An 18,900-nucleotide genomic window follows, 5' to 3' on the forward strand; every position below is an offset into this window, starting at 1 on the left:
TCTTGATTTCGTTGGGGCGCTGGAGGGCGATAGCGTGAACAAGCGCAGATTTTTCTACGTCCCTTTCATGGCGAGCCGCAGCGCCTTCGGGATCAGCTTCAGTGTTCACCTAGCTCGCCTCGAGAGAAATGTCAGCCCGGCCGCGAGCATAGCGGCCCGAAGGGGCATGCGGGACGAGTGCAGCGACAACACCGGTGTTTGAGCGGTACGCGGGAACGGGGCCGTGATAACGCTCGCCACAGGCGAGCCCGTTTTCCGAGTGCCCCCGGCGAGGAGCACTTTATGGCTTGCGCGAGGCATCGTGATCCGAAGGGCCGAGACAGCATGGCTCGGCAAGCTGGCTCATAGAGCCCCGTCCGCGGAGCGGACGCGCCCACAACCTAATTAGACCCGTACTTGTGCCATGGGCGAAACCGCGGCACTTATGAGCCTGATTTCGGGAGATCCTATCGCGGACCTCACACCACTGACCCACATTAAGAACGTGTGCGGTTATTTGCGTGAGAGTTTCCGGGTTCGTTGCTCCGTCGGCGCCGCCCCTGACCGAAAGCCCAACCGATCGCTCCTGCATTGACGGTTTCGTCCGCGGAGCCGGAGCAGGACTGGCGTGTATCGTACTCCGTCAACCCAGCTCCATGGCCTGGCCGGAATAGTCGACGAACAGCTTCTCGCCGGCGACATGGACCTGGGGACAGGATGGGCTTGAGGGGGCCGGCCCATTGCTTGTCGCGTTCGCATAGCTGAAGCAGTCGGAGTTAGGCAAAAGACCAAGGTAGCTGGGTTGCAGACTGTCAGCGGTGCGCGCCTCCTGGTTACCCCCGATCGCAATCGCTGAAATAGCGATCACGATCGGCTGGAAACGGTGATCACGATGCTCTGGAATGGGCGATCACGATGGCTTGGACTTCGTGATCGCGAACGGCTGGAACACGCACTTACCGGGCGCCCCGTCGACCTGCCACGCTACTACGTCGCGACGTGGAGCGATGCCGTCAAGCTGTCGGGTGCGCAAGAGGCAGGACACCGCGCTGATCTACGCTCGCAAGCGAAGGGGCATGTCAAGGAGTTGGAGATATCTGCAACGCCGCAACCTGACGCGGCGTTTGATTCACGCATTTCTTCCAGCGCCAATGTTGCGATGCAGTTACAGCAATTTGCGTGCACGTTGTTAAGACGCAGCCGGCTCGGGGGCACTCAAGACATGGGAATAGAAATGAAGAACTTGTTGCTTATGACAGTCAGTACGGTGGCGCTTGCTGCGGTGGCCCCCGCATTCAGTGCTGATCTGCCTGCGCAACCCATCAGGCCTCTCTACACCACCGCTCCAGGACCTGTCGCGGCTGCAATCTACGATTGGAGTGCTTACTATTTCGGCGTGAACGGTGGTCTGAGCTCAGGCGAGAGTTGTTGGGAGTACCTTGGCAGCACGCCCGAGGGCTGTCATCATCCGACAGGCGGTAGCGTGGGCCTCCAGATCGGCTATCGATGGCAGATGGGCCAGATCGTGCTGGGTGTTGAGGGCCAGGGCAACTGGGCTGATTTGACCGGGTCCAATCACAGCATCGCGTTTTCCGATACTACCAACCAGACTAAGATTGACGCGTTCGGTCTCATGACGGGGCAGATTGGTTATGCCTTCGGGAACAACGTACTTTACGGCAAAGGCGGCGCCGCAGTCACGAGCAACATCCATCAGATCAGCTCGACCGTGGCAGGAGCCAGTAGGAAAAGTGACGTTCTTTGGGGCGGTGTGTTGGGGGTCGGATTCGAGCACGGCCTCGCACCGAACTGGACGGTGGGCTTCGAGTACGACCACCTGTTCTTCCAGCCCCGCACGGCGAAATTCAGCGGGAACATCGGTGGGGCCGATCGCATCCGCGAGGGTCTCGACCTTATCACGGTACGGGTCAACTATAAGTTTGGCGGTCCGATTCTCCTGAAATATTGATCCGTACTTGTGTCGATGGCCCCGGCCTAGCCGGGGCCATTTGAAGGAAAGCATGGCCCGCTCAGAGCCCGGCCATTCAGGCAATTCCGACGTGAGATTCAAGCGCGCGATCCCGGCCCTTCGCCTTTCGCTGGCCTGCGATCCCTCCTTCTCCGGACGGCAAGCTCGGCAGCACTTGGCGGGGAACCGCCGGCTCAGCGCTGGAGCACATTCGACACCGAAAGTCGGCCGTAATCGTGGACAGGGTAGTCGCAAGGGCGCCGAGCTCGGAACCTGCGTCGATCCCGCGGGAATGATACTGCTTAGCTTGCGGCTGCCGCCTTGCCAGGGTAAGCGGCGCATCGCCGTCGCAATCGAGGCAGACGAGATCGTCGAACACAGCTGCCTCCGCTGAGGCGGCCACGGCAAGATCCGCCTGCAAGCGTTGAGGACATAATAGATCGGCTCATCCGCGTCTGTCGCGAACCCGGACGATAGGCAGCTCGGCTTTCCAGCATCTCACCGGCCCGTCCGATCTTTCGGATCACTCGGCCTCGCCTGCTTCGGCTACGAGCGGCAACCGAGCAGGCGAGCACCTGCCCTCCGACATCGCCGACATCGCGCGCCAAGCGCCGATGCGGACCGAGGAGAAATCATCGGTGCCGCGGGCGGGGCGCAATGACGTCAGTGAAAGCCGCGGACACGGGCGACTCCATGATGAAGCAAGGCGGCATCCACAGCAGGACTGACCCGAGTTTCTCCGGCCAGGACGCCATAACCCTCGCGCTCAGATGGCATCGCTGCCGGGCGCAAGCTCCATGGCCGGGCAGAACTCTAGTCTCGCGTCGCCTTGCAACCCGCCGAAACCCAGTCGGTCAGCCACGCCGGAGCGCGGGGAATAGGTTTGGAGTTCATTCTCGGTCCTTCACACCTCGAAGGGGGTTCTGCAGTTCGCACCCGTAGCAACCACAACAGGATTCCTGCAGACTCCGTAGCGCGAGACGCGTCAAGACAGTTGGATCCAAGTGGCCTTTTGCGGCCAGAGCTAATACCTTTTCGGCGAGGCACGCCTTCAACGAAGACGTCCGGTTTGCTTCGGGCACCATCCCGATCGCATCGTCCAGAACACCTCGCAACAAAGCGCATAGTTTGGTTTTCGGTGTCATGGCGCTAATCCAAAAACAACGGAGATCTGGCCGACCTCGGCTCCGGCCCGCCTGGCCGGTGGCCCCCGGAAAGCCGTGCGGAATAAACCTTCTTCGCTCCAGGGAGCGGGAGGAGTAAGGGAGACGGCCGAGCCTACAAGTACAAGAGCTAGGTTTCGGTAATGTGACAGTTCGTGCTCCGCTCATTCTGGATGCATGACGGCTTAAGAAAGCATCCTGCGGATAGGTCCTTTGGCTTTCAAGTCGACGCTTGCTGACGCTATCAACAAAAGTTCGTAAAGCATTTGGTGAGGATCGCCGAGCCGTGAATTGGGCAGCCTTAGTGGATTGCTTGTTTCGATCGCGCCAATTCCAGCTTAGGAGCTCGTCGCGCCTTTTGAGCCGGATGTGCGGCGCGGTTGCTATAGTCGGCGAGCCACGCTTGTGAAATCCACGCTGCTCAATCTGGCGGTCATGTTCACGGCCAGAGCTCCGGCTCGGCGGAAACGGATTGGTCCGCAGGCTCAGAGTTGTCAAATCCCGGTTCTGGTAGTTGAAACACGACGCAACATCATCTTGAACTCTTCTGGCACGGTTCACAGTTGAGCTTACGGTGATAAGAATTTCTCTTCGAGATAATTTCGGCGTGCTCCGGCCAGCCCAGCTTGTCGCCGTCCAGGATCGCTGGTTCGAGTGGCTCGATATTCGCACCGAAACTTTCGCCCAGCTGCGCGATCCAGTGACGCTAGAACGAGCTTGGGTGCCACTGGGCTCGATTACCGTTCCGCCAGAACCAGAATGGACACCAACACATCCGGCGGTCACAAGGGCTCGCCGCCCCACGTAATGCCTACCCCTGTTTAGCACCGTATTCCATGGAGGCGGATCAAGTTTGAAACATCCCGCATGGTCGTTCTGGCTAGTCAGTCAGTGTCCGGTGCCATGTGTGACACAATTATGATTGCTCGCGGGACAACACCGTTGAGGCGTGTCTGACTCACACTGTCGAACTTACGACACGCTGGTACTTATTTGTAGAGCTAGGCGGTGTGGACTCTGAGAACCCATTTCCAGGAGCAAATCAGATTCATGGCTGTTTTCTCGGAGCAAGTCTTCGGTGTCATGAACCCGCTGGCTCGACTGCAGGTCGAACGCGACGCGGCTGCTTTGTAGCTTACCCGCCGCGGCTGTAATGGCCCCCTACAGCCATCCGCCGCCCCTTTGCCTCAGTCCGCGCGCTGCAACAGCGCGCTAGCCGTCATCCACAACAACACGTCACGGGGGTTCCGATATGCAGTTGCTAAGTTTCTCCACGCCGAGCGCCATTCTCTCGAGTGCCCCTTCTCACAACTTAAGCAATTCAGCAGCGTTGCGACCGATTGACGCGGAACGGAAGGTCAGGTGTCCGTCAACTCCCTACAGCTATAGGAATCATGTGGCTGGCTTCCTTATCTCGATCGACGGCAGTGGCCCACCGTGGATCTTTGCCTCAAAGCTCCGCAGCCGCTGATAGATCGAGATCAGTTCGACGATCGTGCTCCAGGAGTTGACGAGATACTGAAACGAGGTTCGTACTTGCGTGAACGCGTTGAGGATCTGGTTCATCGCGCCGAGGGTGATCCTGCCCGCGATGATTGTGGGCGCAAGCAGCAGATAAGGAAAGATGACGTCAGCCTGCAGATAGACGATCCGGCCGATATTGAAGTACATGAAGTTCAGATAGAGCCGGAAGTAATTCCTGCGAATGTCGCTAAACAGCACGCTCAATGTCGGCGCATTGGCACGCGCCGTATCATCCTCGCCGAGCACGAGCTCCTTGCGATAGGCCGCTTCGACCCGCTGGTTGAAAAATTCAATTCCGGGCAGGCGGATGCCGATAAGCGCGAGAACGCCGGTGCCCAGGATCGACCAGATCACCGCGGCGAACACCAGCGGATAGGCAATCGAGCCGAACAGAGGCAGCTCCGTGACGTTGCTGGACAGCCTCACCAGAACCGGCAGGAACGCCAACAGTGTCAGCACCGCGCTGATGAGATTGACGCCTAGACCTTCCATCGTGCTGGCGAAGCGCATCGTGTCTTCCTGGATCCGCTGGGAGGCGCCTTCGATCGTGCGCAGCCGTGGCCAGTTGGCGACATAAAAATCGTTCATCGCCGTGCGCCAGCGGAAGATGTAGTGGCTGACGAAGAATCGCGTCATCACGCCGACCACGACGGCCACGAGCGCTATGCCGGCAAAGGTCGACAACTCGCTGTAGAACTGCTCGACCGTGACCGGCGCCGACTTCGAAAGCGCAGCCTGGATCATGTCATAGAACGGTCCATACCAGCTGTTGATCGCGACCGAGACCTGGACCTGAAAGTAAGAGGTGAACAGGATCAGCGCCGAACCAAGAATGGACCACGTCGCCCAGGGATGGGGGGCAAATAACATCCATGCCGCCGCGAACACCGTAACGGCCAGCGCAAAATAGAGATCAAACCACAGCGCCGAGGCCGACCAGAACGTCGCAAGCCCGACCGGCTTCTCCGGGGCTGGAAAGAGATTGCCGGCAAATACATACCAAAACGCCATCGCCAACGCCGTCCAAAGAATTGACGACGCAAAGAACAACTTTGGTCGAGGGAAGAATGAAACGAACATGCTCGCTGTCCTTTATCGATTTAGAACTTCAGCTCAGAAGATGAACTCGCCGCGGTTTCGCTAACTGTTCCTGACTTCCGGTCACCCGCCAGTCGCGTCGCACGCGCGATGCCTGAAAGGCCCCGGTCTAGCCGGGGCCTTCGATTCACCAGTCCGACTTCAGATCAATATTTGAGCAGAATCGGGCCGCCGAACTTATAGTTGAGCCGCGCAGTCACAAGATCGAAATCCTGGCGGATGCGGTCGCCGCCCAGCGAACCAGCAGCCACGACAAAGTTCACGTCGGCATCCCGCATGAACAAGTGGTCGTACTCGACGCTTACCGACCAGTTCGGCGCGAAACCGACTTCGATCCCGGCGCCCACAGTAGCACCCCAAGGGCTGCTATCAGCGCCCGCGAACTGCGCGCCCGTGACTGCGGAGTTGACTCGATACGTGTTGCTCGCCACTGCGACGCCGCCCTTGGCGTAAAACAGTACGGTGTCGAGCGCATAACCGATCTGCCCAGTCATCGTACCGAACGCACCAATCTTGCTCTGGTCGACATCGCCGAACGCAATGCTGACGTTGGATCCGCTCAGATCAGCCCAGTTCCCCTGACCTTCAACGCCCAGCACGATCTGGCCGATCTGCCATCGATAGCCGATCTGCCCGCCGACGGTAATGCCGGTCGCATCATGACAGCCCTCAGGGGTGCGACCATTGTAGTCCCAGCAATTCGAGCTTGAGCCCAAGCCGCCGTTCACACCGACGTAGAGGCCGCTCCAGTCGTAAATTGCAGCCGCGACAGGCGGCGGAGCTTTGGAGTAGAGAGGTTGGACGGGCTGCGCAGCCAGGTCTGCACCGGATGCGGACGCAATTGCGCCAAGCGCCACAATGCTCACAGTCGTAAGCAAGAAGTTCTTCATTTCTACTCTCATGTCTTGAGTGCCCCGAGCCTCATGCGTCTTAACAACGTGCGCGCGAATTGCTGTAGCTGCGTCACAACATTCGTGCCGAAAGAAATGCGTGAACCGGACGCTGCGTTAGGTTCTGCGTTGCAGATCATTCCCAAGTGTCCCCTTACGGAGGCCACCATGGGCGGAGCGCCACATCGGCATGCGTTTCTTGGAATCCCGGGCCCACCTTGATATCCCGCATTCCAAGTTCGGCGGAGACATCGAGCAGTTTGCTGACGGAATTTGTCGGATTCCATTCGCTTCTCGTCAGTCCTGTACCAATCGAGCAGAAATTCAATCTTCAGATATTTAATGCCATTGTCTTGAAGAATGCGTCTCATTTCCGCAAAACCAATCTTGCTTTGCGCGACCATCGTGTCTTCGTAGTGAAGACCGAACCCGTTGAACCCCGCGCGCGCTGCCCCTTCGACCCTGCCTTTGAATTGGAATGGAGTGACCTCAGCAGGCCCCCAGCGGGTAAACGTGCCCCGAAAGCGCGAAATACGAGATCAGAAGCTCTACGTCATTAGCCACGGCACTATCCTCGCGCGTTCAAGCGGTGAAGTAAGGTATGGCAGCCCACAGGCCACCGGTTGCCATTCTGATATCATGGCACTCGCTGACATAAAGTGGGCGCCCCACGAAACAGTTTTGCCTATTGGAGGCCCGGACCAACTTCGAAAATGGCCGCGCGGCCCTTCATTCGATTGGCGGCGCATCCGGCGCAATGTTGTTGTCGGCACGGCACGCGGCATAAAGAGCGCTAGCCGGTGCGCGGTCTCGAACGTAAGCGGCATTTCCGCGACGATATCCATCCTCTTTGAGCGACGGTGAATGACGATCGCTCGATCGTGCTGATCCGCATTCCAGAAAACAACATAAAGATTGTACCTTCTAATGAATCGTAACCCTACGCGGTAGGCCGCAGCGCGCTGATCTTTCCAGTTAACCGTTAGAGCTCGTCGGACTCCTCGGTTTTCGGCTTCATCGTCGCAGCGAGCACTTGGCGGCGTTTATCGATGATGCTAGGGTCCTCTTTGTGGATTGCGATCAGCTCTTTGAGGTTCTCGATCCCCTCATCGGTGAACGCCATCACCCCATCTTCACCGACGCCCACGACCCATAGCTGGCCGTCCTCGGGGTCCATTTCTTCGGCGACCTCGAACAGCCATTCCTCGTCTTCTCCAAGCATCTCGGCGACATGGCCGAGGGTAAACACGTGGCTGACTTTGTTGACGGGCCCCATCAAGCCGCCTGCGCCGCGAGGCCTTGCTGTTGCGCAATCTTCCAGTTCCAGGGCAGCAGCTCATCGAGCCTGTGGGCGGGGTGGATGGCGATGCGAGCGAGTACATCGGCAAGCCAGACCTGAGGATCGACGTCGTTCATCTTCGCAGAGACGATGAGGCTATACATGGCGGCGGCACGACGCCCTCCGCGGTCGGACCCGCAGAATAACCAAGACTTTCTGCCCAATGCGATGCCGCGCAGCGCTCTTTCGGCGGCGTTGTTCGAGAGACAGACGCGGCCATCGTCGAGGAAGCGTGTGAAGGAGCCCCAGCGCTTGAACATGTAGTTCATGGCCTTGGCCAGATCGTGACCGCGGGAGAGCTTGGCGCACTGCTCACGCATATAGGCTTCCAGATCGGCAACCAACGGAGCGCTCTGCGCCTGGCGGACAGCCTCTCGGTGGTCGGCGCCTTGGCCATTGATCGTGCGCTCGATTGCGAAGAGGGCGTCGATGCGACGCACGATCTCGATCGCAATCGGCGAGAGGGCGATCTCCTTCTTGCCAGCAGCCTTACGTCGCGCGTTTTCCTCAAGATCCGCCATGGCGAAGAACAGGCGCCGGGCATGCACCCAACAGGCCGCCTCCCTGATAGGCCCAGGACTTCGCGGGGGCTCGTAGAGTTTGGTGTATCCGCCGAAGGCGTCGGCCTGCAGGATACCGCTATAGTTGGCCAGATGCGCCTGCGGATGCTCGCCCCTTCGATCGCGCGAGTAATAGAACATTGCCGCCGGCGGATCTGAGCCGCCGAAGGGGCGGTCGTCCTTTACATAGACCCAGCATCGAGCGACATCGCACTTGCCCAAGGCCAGCACGGGCACGGTGGTGTCGTCGCCGTGGAGGCGTTCGGATGCCATGACGTGGGCTTCCAACAGACGCAACAGCGGCTCCAATACCGTGCAGCACGCTCCGACGGCGTCGGCTGCGGTCGACAGACTGATCGGCACGCCTTCCAACGCGTAACGCTCGGTTTGCCGGTTCAGAGGCTGATGCTGGCCGAACTTCTCATAGAGCAGCATGGCCAGCAGGCTCGGCCCCGCCCACCCTCGCGGGATCACATGGAATGGCGCCGGTGCCTGGCTGATCTTCTCGCAGTCGCGGCAAGAGAACTTCTCGCGCACCGTCTCGATTACCTTCCACTGACGCGGCACCGATTCCAGCGTTCGGGTCACATCTTCGCCGAGCTTGCGCAAGCGATTGCCGCCGCAGCATTCGCACGCCGTCGGCGGATCGATCACCACCCGCTCGCGCGGAAGGTGGTCTGGGAACGTGTTGCGCTCAGCGCGCTTGCGCGTAAATCCGTCAACCGTAGTCGTTTTGGCGACTGCCTGCTCCGCCGCCAATTCGTCTTCCGTCGCGTTAGCTTCCAATTCTTCGAAGGTAAGCGCCAGCTGGTCGATCAACCGCGCCGAGCGCTCCGATTTCTGGCCGTAAACCTGGCGCTCGAGCTTCGCTATCCGCAAGGTCTGCTGCACAATCAGCGCGGCGTCCTCCGACGCCTTTGCCCGCGCTACCGCCAGCTCCGCTTTCAGCGCGGCGTTTTCTTCGGCAAGAGCGGCGCGATCAGCATCCATGAGACGAAGTGAATCATAGTTTTAGTGATTTGCGGCACCCCAAAATACGCGGGTTTCCACATTTTTCTTCGCTCATCCCGCCCTTGTCGGCCGCCACGTCAGTTGTGGATTGCGCCAATCGATCCCTTCGAGCATGTACGCCATCTGCGCCGCCGAGATCGACACCGCGTCACCTGACGCCGAAGGCCAGATGAACTTTCCGCGATCCAAGCGTTTCGCATAGAGCGACAGCCCGATCCCGTCATGCCAGAGGATCTTTGCCAAATCGCCACGCCGGCCTCGGAAGATATAGAGATCTCCGGCGTGGGGATCCCGCTTCAGGCTCTCCTGAACCTGCAAAGCCAGACCCTGCATGCCGCGACGCATGTCGGTGTGGCCGGTTGCGATCCAGACTCTGACGCCACCCGGTATCGGGATCATCGCCGGCTCAGAACATCAAGGACCCGCCCCAACGCGTCAGCATCGACGTTCTCGTCAACGCTGACACGCTTGCCGCCACCGAGTTCGATCTCGATCAGGCCCCGGCGCCTCCGGGGCGAAATCACCGCTGGGGCTTCAATCGATGGAACGCTTTCGGTCGCACCCGGGGTGAGCTGAACAGGGACAAGCTTCGGTCCCGCCGAAACGACACTCGCCAGGCGCGCCCGCCGCCGCCACGTGAACACCAAACTCGTCGAAATGCCGTGCCGCCGCGCGATCTCCGTCACAACCGCGCCGGGCGCCAGCGTCTCTTCGATGATCCGCATCTTATCGTCGCGAGACCAGCGACGACGACGCTCAACCCCGCCCAGGACCTCTACCCGCATCTACCGACCTTAAGGCTAGCCTTAAAGCTAGATCCTCGTCGGATACCTGCAACTCAACAAGGCGGCCCACCCCGGAGGAATACAATGAATCCGACAAACGTGCCTTTGATGTTTTCAGACCCAAGGACGAGGCCGCCGGCCGCCTTCGATTGGGCCGGCTCCTGGACCGTCTTGACCATCTCGTCGAAAATGATCGCGCTCGGTTCCGCCCTCTTCCATGATTTTTTATCCGGAGTGGCAAGAGCACCGAGCGTTGGCGCGCAGCTCGGAAACCATCCGCCTCGCTGCCGTCAGCCAGATGGAGCATGGGGCAATGGAGACGGCGCCGCCATTTGAGAAGAGCCGCGAAATGCGATCGCGCAAGTTCGCCACGGCAGCGCCGCCGGGATAGCCGCGCCAGTCGCCAATCGGCCCGTCATCCTTGACGTGGGTTTCGCTGTGGTCGCTGTGACCAAAGCGGCCGACGAAGTCCGATTTATTTTCGTTCTTCGCCGGCTTCTGATTCATTCGGCTGGACTGTGCAATTGAGCCACCCCGGGTTTGCCGCAGCCCATTTGCTTTAACTTACGCCGCCATGATGACTTGAATTCGTTGGAGCGCTGCAAGGCAAACGCGTGAATGAGGCGGCAGATTTATCTATGCCCTTCCATAGCGAGCCGCAGCGACTTCGGGATGCGCTGCGCCTTTCCAGCTGAGATAAACGCTACCCGTACACGTGCTGTGACCAGGAGATCGTCGCCACGCCTGCATTCCTGCAGCAAGGCAATCGACGCGCCCCTCACCTCTTGCGGGACTGTGACGACGTCAAGAATGTCATCCAAGACCGCCGGTTTTAGAAAATCGATCGTCATCGAGCGCACAACGAAGGCAACACCGGGCGCATCGTTCTTGGCTTCTTTGAGTAATGCTTGCTGATTCGTTCCGAGCAGGCGCAAGTAGTTCGTTCTGCCGCGTTCCATGAAGCGCAAGAAATTTGCGTGATAAACAATCTGGCCGGAGTCGGTATCTTCGAAATAGACCCGGATCTGCATATGATGGCGGCCGTCGCGAATTTCGCCATCAAGAGAGGCTCTCACGGTGTGGTCCCCTTGCTGCCCTTTTGGGACCCATTGTCTCGCACAAAGGCGCGTTCCAGAGCAAGCGCCGAGGGGCTTTGGCTTTGTTCGCGCAGTCGGAGCTCCGGCGCACCGCCGCGTGGGTGCTGCGCGTGCCCTCAACAGATCAACAACTTAGTAGCTCGGCCTGATCTTCGGGGTGATGACGAACTGCCCTTTTGGCCTGCGATTTGCCTGCCGGTGTGGCGCTGGCACGTCAGTGTTGGATACTAGGGAGGTCCGCTTGGATACTAGAGAGGTCCGCCAGAACTTAGCGGTATTCACGATGGCTGCTGGAGCTCGGGTCGATCAAGAAGCTACTTGTAAGAGGATTGGCGGATGCGAAACAATCGACGATCACACGGACTGTGGGTGCTGACTGCGCCACCAGCGCCACAAACTGCTCCACTTACTGATGAAATTGCAGCGGATATCGTCGTGATTGGCGGTGGATATACCGGGCTGTCGGCGGCCCTTCATCTAGCTGAAGGTGGAGCGCGTGTTGCGCTTTTGGAGGCGTCTGAAATAGGATTCGGCGGGTCCGGGCGGAACGTCGGACTCGTGAATGCGGGCATGTGGCTCATGCCTGAGTCGCTTCCGGCCGCGCTCCGCGCGCCTTTTGGAGAACGGTTACTTGAACAGCTCGGCCGCGGACCGCAGACGGTATTCGAGCTCATCGAAAAGCACCACATCGAATGTGAAGTCGAACGTGCCGGCACCTTGCATTGTGCGGTCGGACGTAAGGGCTTGGAGGAGGTTGAGGCCCGTGCCGAACAGTGGCAGAAGCGTGGAGCGCCCGTCCTGGTGCTAAATGCGGAGGCAACACGCAGCAAAGTAGGCGGTGGCGACTACACCGGCGCGCTGCTCGATAAGCGCGCCGGCACCATACAGCCATTGGCTTATGTGCGAGGGTTAGCGCGGGCCGCGCTTGCGATGGGAGCCAGGATATTTACGCATAGTGAGGCCGTCATGGCGCAACAGAATGGTTTCCGCTGGAGAGTCGGCACCGAAAGCGGATCTGTAGAGGCCGACTGGGTGGTCGTCGCGACGGATGCTTATAGCAAGGGACTTTGGTCTGAGGTACGGCAGGAACAGATTCAACTGCCCTATTTCAACTTTGGCACGCCATGTCTGCCCGATGATCTGAGAAAGTCGATCCTGCCTGAGCGGCAGGGTGTGTGGGACACTCGAGAAGTCCTCTCTTCGTTTCGTCTCGATCGCTCCGGGCGACTCGTGTTTGGCAGTGTTGGTGCGCTTGAGGGGATTGGGCGATCTATTCACCGCGCTTGGGCCCAAAGATCGTTGCACAAGCTTTTTCCAGGACTTCGGGGCGTCCAGTTTGAAACCGGCTGGTTTGGCATGATTGGAATGACCTCCGACAACTTGCCCCGGCTTCACAAGCTGGACCGCAAAGTCATCGGTTTCAGTGGCTATAACGGCCGCGGAATCGCACCAGGCACTGTGTTTGGCAGTGTTTTGGCTTCGTATGTATTGGGGCAGATCGCGGAGAACGACCTGCCGTTGCCGGTCACCGCCGTTGAAGCCCAGCGCTTTCGTGCAGCGCAGGAGGCGTTTTATACGGCGGGCTCCCAGCTTGTTCACCTGATGGATTCCTGGTTCTGATCACCCCAGCAACCCGGTTGGCTTCACAAGCTGCCCTCGCTCGAAGCATGCCGGTCCTCGTGATGTTGTTATGATGTGTTCAAGGGCGCCGTCATGGAACTTAGCATACCTCGGGTAGACAATCGGATGGTGAAAACGACGAGCTTGCGACGGGTGACGTTCATGACTCGAGCTGTCGGTTCTCCGCCGAATGCCAGTCCGCACCGTGGAGGCGGATCATCTCCCCGACGGATCGCTCGATGAAGACGCGCTCAACGCAAAAGCCGGCAGTGACCGAAGCCGCACTTTAAAAGGGTTTCTCGATATCGCGAGACACCAGCGCGAAGGCCCACCCCAAACTGGAAGCGCTCATGAGTTGCCGTCACGGCGGTCGAAAGGGAAGCGCCAGCCTGTGAGGCGAGTTCTGCGTCATTTCGTTTCGCTGAACCCGTCTGGAAACTCCCTTATGATGGACAGAGCAACTTCGCCTCCCTGCTTTATCCCGGCATCGTAGTGCTAGATGCCAGCGCGGCTTTCTGTTGGGGTGTCATAATTAATCCATGCGCCGAGCGCGTGCGGTGCGCGGCGAAATCTCTTCCGAATAATGAGGTTGTCCACAGGAAGCTGTGAATAGCCGGCATAAGGTTCCGCTATTTGCGGTTGCACGCCGGGAAACGTGTTCCACTGCTCGTAACGAATCGGGGAGAACCGCCAGCTTGCGACTGGCGGCCCCGATTGCCCGCGCAACGCTGCGGACTGCGGGCCAAACGCCGATGTTAGCAGCAACAGCATTACATTCGGTAAGCCCCGAGAGGTCAAGTCCGGCTTTACTCTAGTGACAGAAGTCGAATGGCTACCTATAAGAACGCCAACTACCTACCGCAATCTAACAGCGACTGTTTCGATCAGGATCAGGGGCCGGGAGTCGCGGCTCCCTTTGCCGCTCTCTACCGATGCACGGGCTGTCATCGCGAAATCGGAATTGCAGCAGGCCACACATTGCCTCCGCAAAGCAATGATGCGCATACGTCAGCACAAGCACCATTCGATGGCGTCTGATCGTATGGGCAGATCACAATCCGAAGTGAGCGACCGACAACAGCGGAAGTCCGGTTCAGCCGGGCTTCTACACTCTTGTTTGGAGATGCCCATTCAGGCGAGAGTACTTGAGAATGAGCTAGAAGTATTTCGCGGCCGGGTCTTCAGCATCTTCCACTTCCGGCATCATTACTTTCGATGCATCGGACAGCGAGCCGCCAATGGAATTCAGCATCATTCTGAGAAGATTCAGAGCTTTCGCAAACGTCTTCGCCTCCGATTTGCCGCGCAACCAGCCCACTTGCCATTGCCACTAGCGTCCGGTGGCTCCGGGTTGAACCATCGAAGGTCATCAGACAGCGTTCGCCGCGCCTCGCGCTCGTGCGGTTTGCCTAAGCATTTCGGCGGTTCGCCTAACGGACCCAAGCCGTTTGGCTCTCTGCGGCCCGAAAATCGTTTTGGATTCTTGCGAGTGCGGCCGGTCGCCCGGGCTTTGCTGAGAGGAACGCATGCGCGTGCCATTGAAATTCATTCCTTTATATAAATTGGGTATGGGGACTCCATTTGCAGCTGTGCGCGTGAACGACCCGGTCTGTGTTTGGGTTGGCCGTTCTGTGCCTTTCGAGATGCCCTACCCATGTGGAACCACGCGAGCGCGACAAAGATTGCAATCAGGTGCATGCTCCGAACAAACATCTTCTCGGAAGCAACGGCAATACGGGCAACGGCGATGAATGAAGTTACGATGCTCAACGCGGAGTTAGATCGCTGCAAGGCTGAGCTGAGGGACCTTAACGCGAAGATGAGCTCAATTTCCTGCACGCAGCCGGTGGACATGACCGCAGTCGAGGACGTGGCGAGGCGAATTCGCCAAATTGCCGAACGGGTCGAAGTCTTGACGCGCACCATCCTCCACGGTCCACAAGCCGGAACACAATAAGGCTGCCAGGAGCGCTGCCGGGCGGCCAGTTACAAAGTTAACCCGGCAGGGAGATGCCCAGGTTAGATCATATTTCTAAGCCTTGCGTGTTCTTGCAGCAGCTCAACTTCTTCTGTCTGAGCCCCTGTTGCTTTCGTCAACTGTCGGCCACTTAATCTTGCGAAGCGATTCGCGATCACCGTAGGTCGCAGGAACGTGCGCTTTTAGATGACGTAACGTGCGCGACACGCGATGCAGCTTCTGCGCTGCTACGGTCGAAAATGTCTTAAGCGGGCAGATATTCTGGCGGGAATTGTGCGAGGGCTTTAGCCTCTTCGCCCTGCCCGTGCGTTGGATGTAACCGTTGACATAAGTGCGATGGCAAGGGCCGCGTCCCCAAGCCGGATGATGAGCGGACCTGAGGCGCATTCAGCGAAGCTCGAGTCTGCCAAGGACCGCGAGTGCTCGCCACGAAAGATCGCTTCGCGGTCCTCAAATCGCGTGTTGCTCAGGCAGTCGCCTGCCGAAGCCCGACTTCCCCATGCCAACCGGAGCGTCTTCAGCGCAAAGGCCCCGTCTCCATGGAGCGCCGCCCGCGAACACTTGCGAATGGCGCCTCCTTCATACTCAACATTTCGCGTTGTCGTGTTCAGCCGTATCCGGCTGAAGACGTTAATGTCGGAGACCAGACATTAACGCGCGAGTATTCCGTCGCCTGAGCCGAAGAACATGGTTTTGCCCTCTTCAAGCGGGGCTCGCAAATGGCTTTGGTGGCACGTGGATTGCTGGGACACCGAAAAGAGCCCGTACGATCATGACGGCCTCGCAGTCGCCGGCCCAGGAGTCCAAATGAAACTTGCTCGATTGATCGCGGGCGTCAATCATCTCCATTCTCGCCAGCATTTCAACTCATCTAGGGTGTCGATGCCCATGCCGTAGTAGTTCGGTGCTACTATACGTGGCGAACGACGGTGGCACCCGCACGGAATCTATGCTTAAGGTCAGATCATGAAACCGGTTCTCGTCTTCGATTGGAATGGAACGTTGCTCGATGATGCATACGCACTGCTCGAAACCACCAATGCAATTCTAGATCGCTTTGGTCGTACAACGATCGACATGAAGACGCTTCGGGAACATTGCGACGTTCCGCTGTCTCTTCTTTATCGCAGCCTCGGACTATCGCGAGACGAGCTTGCGACGGTGGATCGCGATGGGAGTGCAATGTTTCACGACGCCTATGAGGCTCTTGCGGGCAGAGCCGATCTACGCGAGGGCGCGCGCAGAGTCTTGGAGTTGGCGCGCCGAGAAGGGGCTTCGTCCATCATCGTGAGCAACCATATAGCCGACCCTCTGCGCTACCAATTGAGAAGACTTGGAATCAATGACTGCATCGACGATGTGCTCGCGTTCGAAAGCCGCGACACGCAATACAAATCGACAAGCAAAGGAGAGCGACTTCGTCTATACATGCAGAAGAACAACTTGAAACCAGCGTCAACTTTCATCATCGGCGATATGCCGATCGAAACGGATATTGCACGGAATCTCGGACTGATAAGTATAGCCATTACCGGGGGATTTGTTTCCGAGGCGCGCCTGCAAGCGGCGCATCCAGACTACACGATTAACAACCTTCATGAGCTGTTGCCAATCTTACGAAGCTACGGTTTTTTTGGAATGCACAAATCATGATCGGCGAAGATCACCGCACAGCGTCTGTAAAACCTTGATCATATCGTCCATGTTGAACGAGTTTATCTCGGCGATTCGAACTCCGCCTTCGACATCGCACGCGTCGCATGGCTCAACTCAGTCGCGAGTCCAACATCTGCAATACCGAACCCGTAATCGGGTACCTGCCGCACTCTCGGCATTCCAGGCGCCTGTAGTCGTCACCGGTGGACTGCTCGAGGCTTGACGATGCCAGATCGAACAATAACCCATCTCTCACCCACACATTGCCGCTCTTACGACCTCAGCGATCCCAGATAGTCGAGCGTGTTGGCAAGCGTCACATTGTAGAATCGGAGAGCAACTTCACCCCGTGCGTCGAACGCTGGCTCTGACTCATTTCTGATGAAGTTCGCCGGCGACTGTGGTTCTTCAACGGAGAATCGGCGCCATGCGGACAGGCTTTCGAATTTCATCGCTAGTACCGAGTGGTTTGGTCTTTGATGGCGTAAGTGATTCAGAGGATTCGGTTATTCTGGCTGTTCGGTCAGAGGCTGCGGAGGCCCAGTGCCCTTTGTGCGCGACAGCGTCGCGCCGAATCCATAGCTGATACATCCGGCACGTGGCTGATTTGCCGTCAGCGGGCAGAACGGTGCGCCTCCGATTGCTCACGCGGCGCTTCACATGTGAGGTGCCGCATTGCCGCCGGCGGATCTTCGCGGAGCGGTTTGGAGAAGACATCGTCCCGCTTCGACGGCGCCGGACGGCACGGTTGGAATACATCGTCCATACTTGGGGTTGGCGCTCGGCGGCCGGCCGGCGGCAAGCTTCGCCAAGCGGCTCATGCTGCCCGTCAGCAACGATACCTTGCTGCGGGTGGTCCGCCGGCGGACGGCGATGCCGACAGATCCATTGCTTGTTGTGGGCATCGATGACTGGGCGTTCCGGAGAAATCATCGATACGGGACGATCGTGTGCGATTTGGAGCGCCGGCGGATCGTTACCCTGCTGCCCGACAGGGAAACTGCGACCGTTCGGGCGTGGCTATCGAAGCACCCAGCGATCAACATTGTGTCGCGAGATCGCGGTGGTGGATACGGCGAGGCAGCAGCCAAGGCGCTGCCGAACGCCATCCAAGTCGCCGACCGCTGGCATCTGATGGAAAATGCGAGCGCGGCCTTCCTTGATGCGGTGCGCCGCTCCATGAACAGAATCCGAACCGCAATTGGAGCGACGACGATCAACCCGGAATTGCTGACCTGTGCGGAAAAGCTGCGCTATCAGGGCTATTTGCGGCGGCAGGACAGCCATGCCGTAATTACGGCTCTCGTCAGCGACGGTGTGTCGCTCAAGGAGATCGTCCGCCGCACAGGACATAGTCGCAATCTGGTTCGCCAAATTAGCCGCGGCGGCGGTACGGATATGTTCCGCACCCGTCAAAGCACCCTGGACGGGCATCTGCCGTTCCTGGACGCGCAGTGGTCAGTCGGCTGTCGCAACGGTGCCGAGCTCTGGCGCCGCTTGAAGGGACAAGGCTTCAAGGGATCGCTGCGCGTCGTGGCGGAATGGGCGACGCGACGGCGACGTGCCGAGACTATCAGCCATCAACAATTGCAGAAGGTCCCCGCCGCCAGGACGATAGCGCAGCTGATGACGACGAAGCGCGACCACCTAACCAAAGCCGAGACCGTCACGCTTGCGGTCATCGAACAAAACGTTCCTATGCTGGCCGATGCCCAAGCTCTCGTTGGCCGCTTCCACGCGATGATCCGAAAGAAGGCCGAGATGGAGCTCGAACCTTGGATTGATGACTCCAAGCGGAGCCTCATTGCCTCGTTCGCGAATGGCATTGCCAACGATATGGGCGCGGTGCACGCGGCTATCACGCAACCATGGTCCAATGGTCAAGTGGAAGCTCAGATCACCAACCTCAAGCTGGGTCAAACGGCAAATGTACGGGCGCGCTAAGCTCGATCTCCTTCAGGCTAGGCTGATTGGCGCGCCATAAAAACAAACACGATCATCGAATATGCGTCAGAGCCGAACGCTGACCCCAGCTATTCCATCGCAAGTCAGTACTGGTCTGGACGAAATCAGCAGTAGGCCGGGGTCATGGTTGGACGCTGACGGGGCCAGTTGGGCATCCGGAACTCCGCAACCGTAACAGCACCAGCGCTCGTGCCGCACGGTACGCCAAAGGCACCGGTTCGGTTTGACGCGCGGGTCGCGCTGCCGGACGGAGATGCGCTTCGCCG

Annotated in this window: 12 protein-coding genes and 1 pseudogene; 4 read left to right on the plus strand and 9 right to left on the minus strand. The window is 58.8% G+C overall.

Features of this window, described 5'->3' with window-relative positions; translation table 11 throughout:
• Positions 1-1,213: 1,213 nt before the first annotated feature.
• Complete coding sequence (locus BRA471DRAFT_RS30620) at positions 1,214-1,948, plus strand: outer membrane protein (RefSeq protein WP_007614406.1); 735 nt, start codon at positions 1,214-1,216, stop codon at positions 1,946-1,948.
• Positions 1,949-4,503: 2,555 nt separating this feature from the next.
• On the opposite strand, the gene sbmA is transcribed toward BRA471DRAFT_RS30620, so the two are convergent.
• The 8 genes from sbmA to ybgC form a co-directional block, all read right to left on the minus strand.
• On the minus strand, positions 4,504-5,715 hold the full coding sequence (gene sbmA / locus BRA471DRAFT_RS30630; RefSeq protein WP_007614413.1) for a peptide antibiotic transporter SbmA: 1,212 nt from the start codon (positions 5,713-5,715) through the stop codon (positions 4,504-4,506).
• Positions 5,716-5,879: 164 nt separating this feature from the next.
• On the minus strand, positions 5,880-6,623 hold the full coding sequence (locus tag BRA471DRAFT_RS30635) for an outer membrane protein (protein WP_035974413.1): 744 nt from the start codon (positions 6,621-6,623) through the stop codon (positions 5,880-5,882).
• Positions 6,624-7,605: 982 nt separating this feature from the next.
• Positions 7,606-7,899, minus strand: a complete 294-nt coding sequence (locus BRA471DRAFT_RS30640) for a hypothetical protein (RefSeq protein ID WP_007614415.1) — start codon at positions 7,897-7,899, stop codon at positions 7,606-7,608.
• The gene (locus BRA471DRAFT_RS30645; RefSeq protein ID WP_007605828.1) at positions 7,899-9,512 is read right to left on the minus strand and encodes an IS66 family transposase; all 1,614 of its coding nucleotides are present in this window, start codon (positions 9,510-9,512) and stop codon (positions 7,899-7,901) included. Before BRA471DRAFT_RS30645 ends, BRA471DRAFT_RS30640 begins: the two co-directional genes overlap by 1 nt.
• Positions 9,513-9,584: 72 nt before the next feature.
• Complete coding sequence (gene tnpB, locus BRA471DRAFT_RS30650; protein ID WP_007591027.1) at positions 9,585-9,932, minus strand: IS66 family insertion sequence element accessory protein TnpB; 348 nt, start codon at positions 9,930-9,932, stop codon at positions 9,585-9,587.
• Positions 9,929-10,318, minus strand: a complete 390-nt coding sequence (locus BRA471DRAFT_RS30655; protein WP_007591026.1) for a transposase — start codon at positions 10,316-10,318, stop codon at positions 9,929-9,931. The genes tnpB and BRA471DRAFT_RS30655 overlap by 4 nt, the downstream gene beginning before the upstream one ends.
• Before the next feature lie 225 nt (positions 10,319-10,543).
• Positions 10,544-10,825: a hypothetical protein gene (locus BRA471DRAFT_RS30660; protein WP_007614419.1), complete on the minus strand. Its 282-nt coding sequence runs from the start codon at positions 10,823-10,825 to the stop codon at positions 10,544-10,546.
• 125 nt (positions 10,826-10,950) lie between these two features.
• The gene (gene ybgC / locus BRA471DRAFT_RS30665; protein ID WP_007596415.1) at positions 10,951-11,394 is read right to left on the minus strand and encodes a tol-pal system-associated acyl-CoA thioesterase; all 444 of its coding nucleotides are present in this window, start codon (positions 11,392-11,394) and stop codon (positions 10,951-10,953) included.
• A gap of 357 nt (positions 11,395-11,751) precedes the next feature.
• Between ybgC and BRA471DRAFT_RS30670 the strand changes: the two genes are divergently transcribed.
• Complete coding sequence (locus BRA471DRAFT_RS30670) at positions 11,752-13,035, plus strand: FAD-binding oxidoreductase (protein WP_007614421.1); 1,284 nt, start codon at positions 11,752-11,754, stop codon at positions 13,033-13,035.
• A 1,156-nt stretch (positions 13,036-14,191) separates the two neighbouring features.
• Here the strand turns inward: BRA471DRAFT_RS30670 and BRA471DRAFT_RS38555 are convergent.
• A complete protein-coding gene (locus tag BRA471DRAFT_RS38555) occupies positions 14,192-14,353 on the minus strand; it encodes a hypothetical protein (RefSeq protein WP_157158605.1) in 162 nt (53 codons plus the stop codon).
• A 1,626-nt stretch (positions 14,354-15,979) separates the two neighbouring features.
• Here BRA471DRAFT_RS38555 and BRA471DRAFT_RS30680 point away from each other — a divergent pair.
• Together BRA471DRAFT_RS30680 and BRA471DRAFT_RS30685 are read left to right on the plus strand one after the other, a co-directional pair.
• Positions 15,980-16,666, plus strand: a complete 687-nt coding sequence (locus BRA471DRAFT_RS30680; protein ID WP_007614422.1) for an HAD family hydrolase — start codon at positions 15,980-15,982, stop codon at positions 16,664-16,666.
• 430 nt (positions 16,667-17,096) lie between these two features.
• Positions 17,097-18,653, plus strand: a pseudogene (locus BRA471DRAFT_RS30685) (ISL3 family transposase).
• The last annotated feature ends 247 nt before the right edge of the window (positions 18,654-18,900 follow it).

Origin of the sequence: Bradyrhizobium sp. WSM471 (assembly GCF_000244915.1) — a bacterium.
Lineage (GTDB): Bacteria > Pseudomonadota > Alphaproteobacteria > Rhizobiales > Xanthobacteraceae > Bradyrhizobium.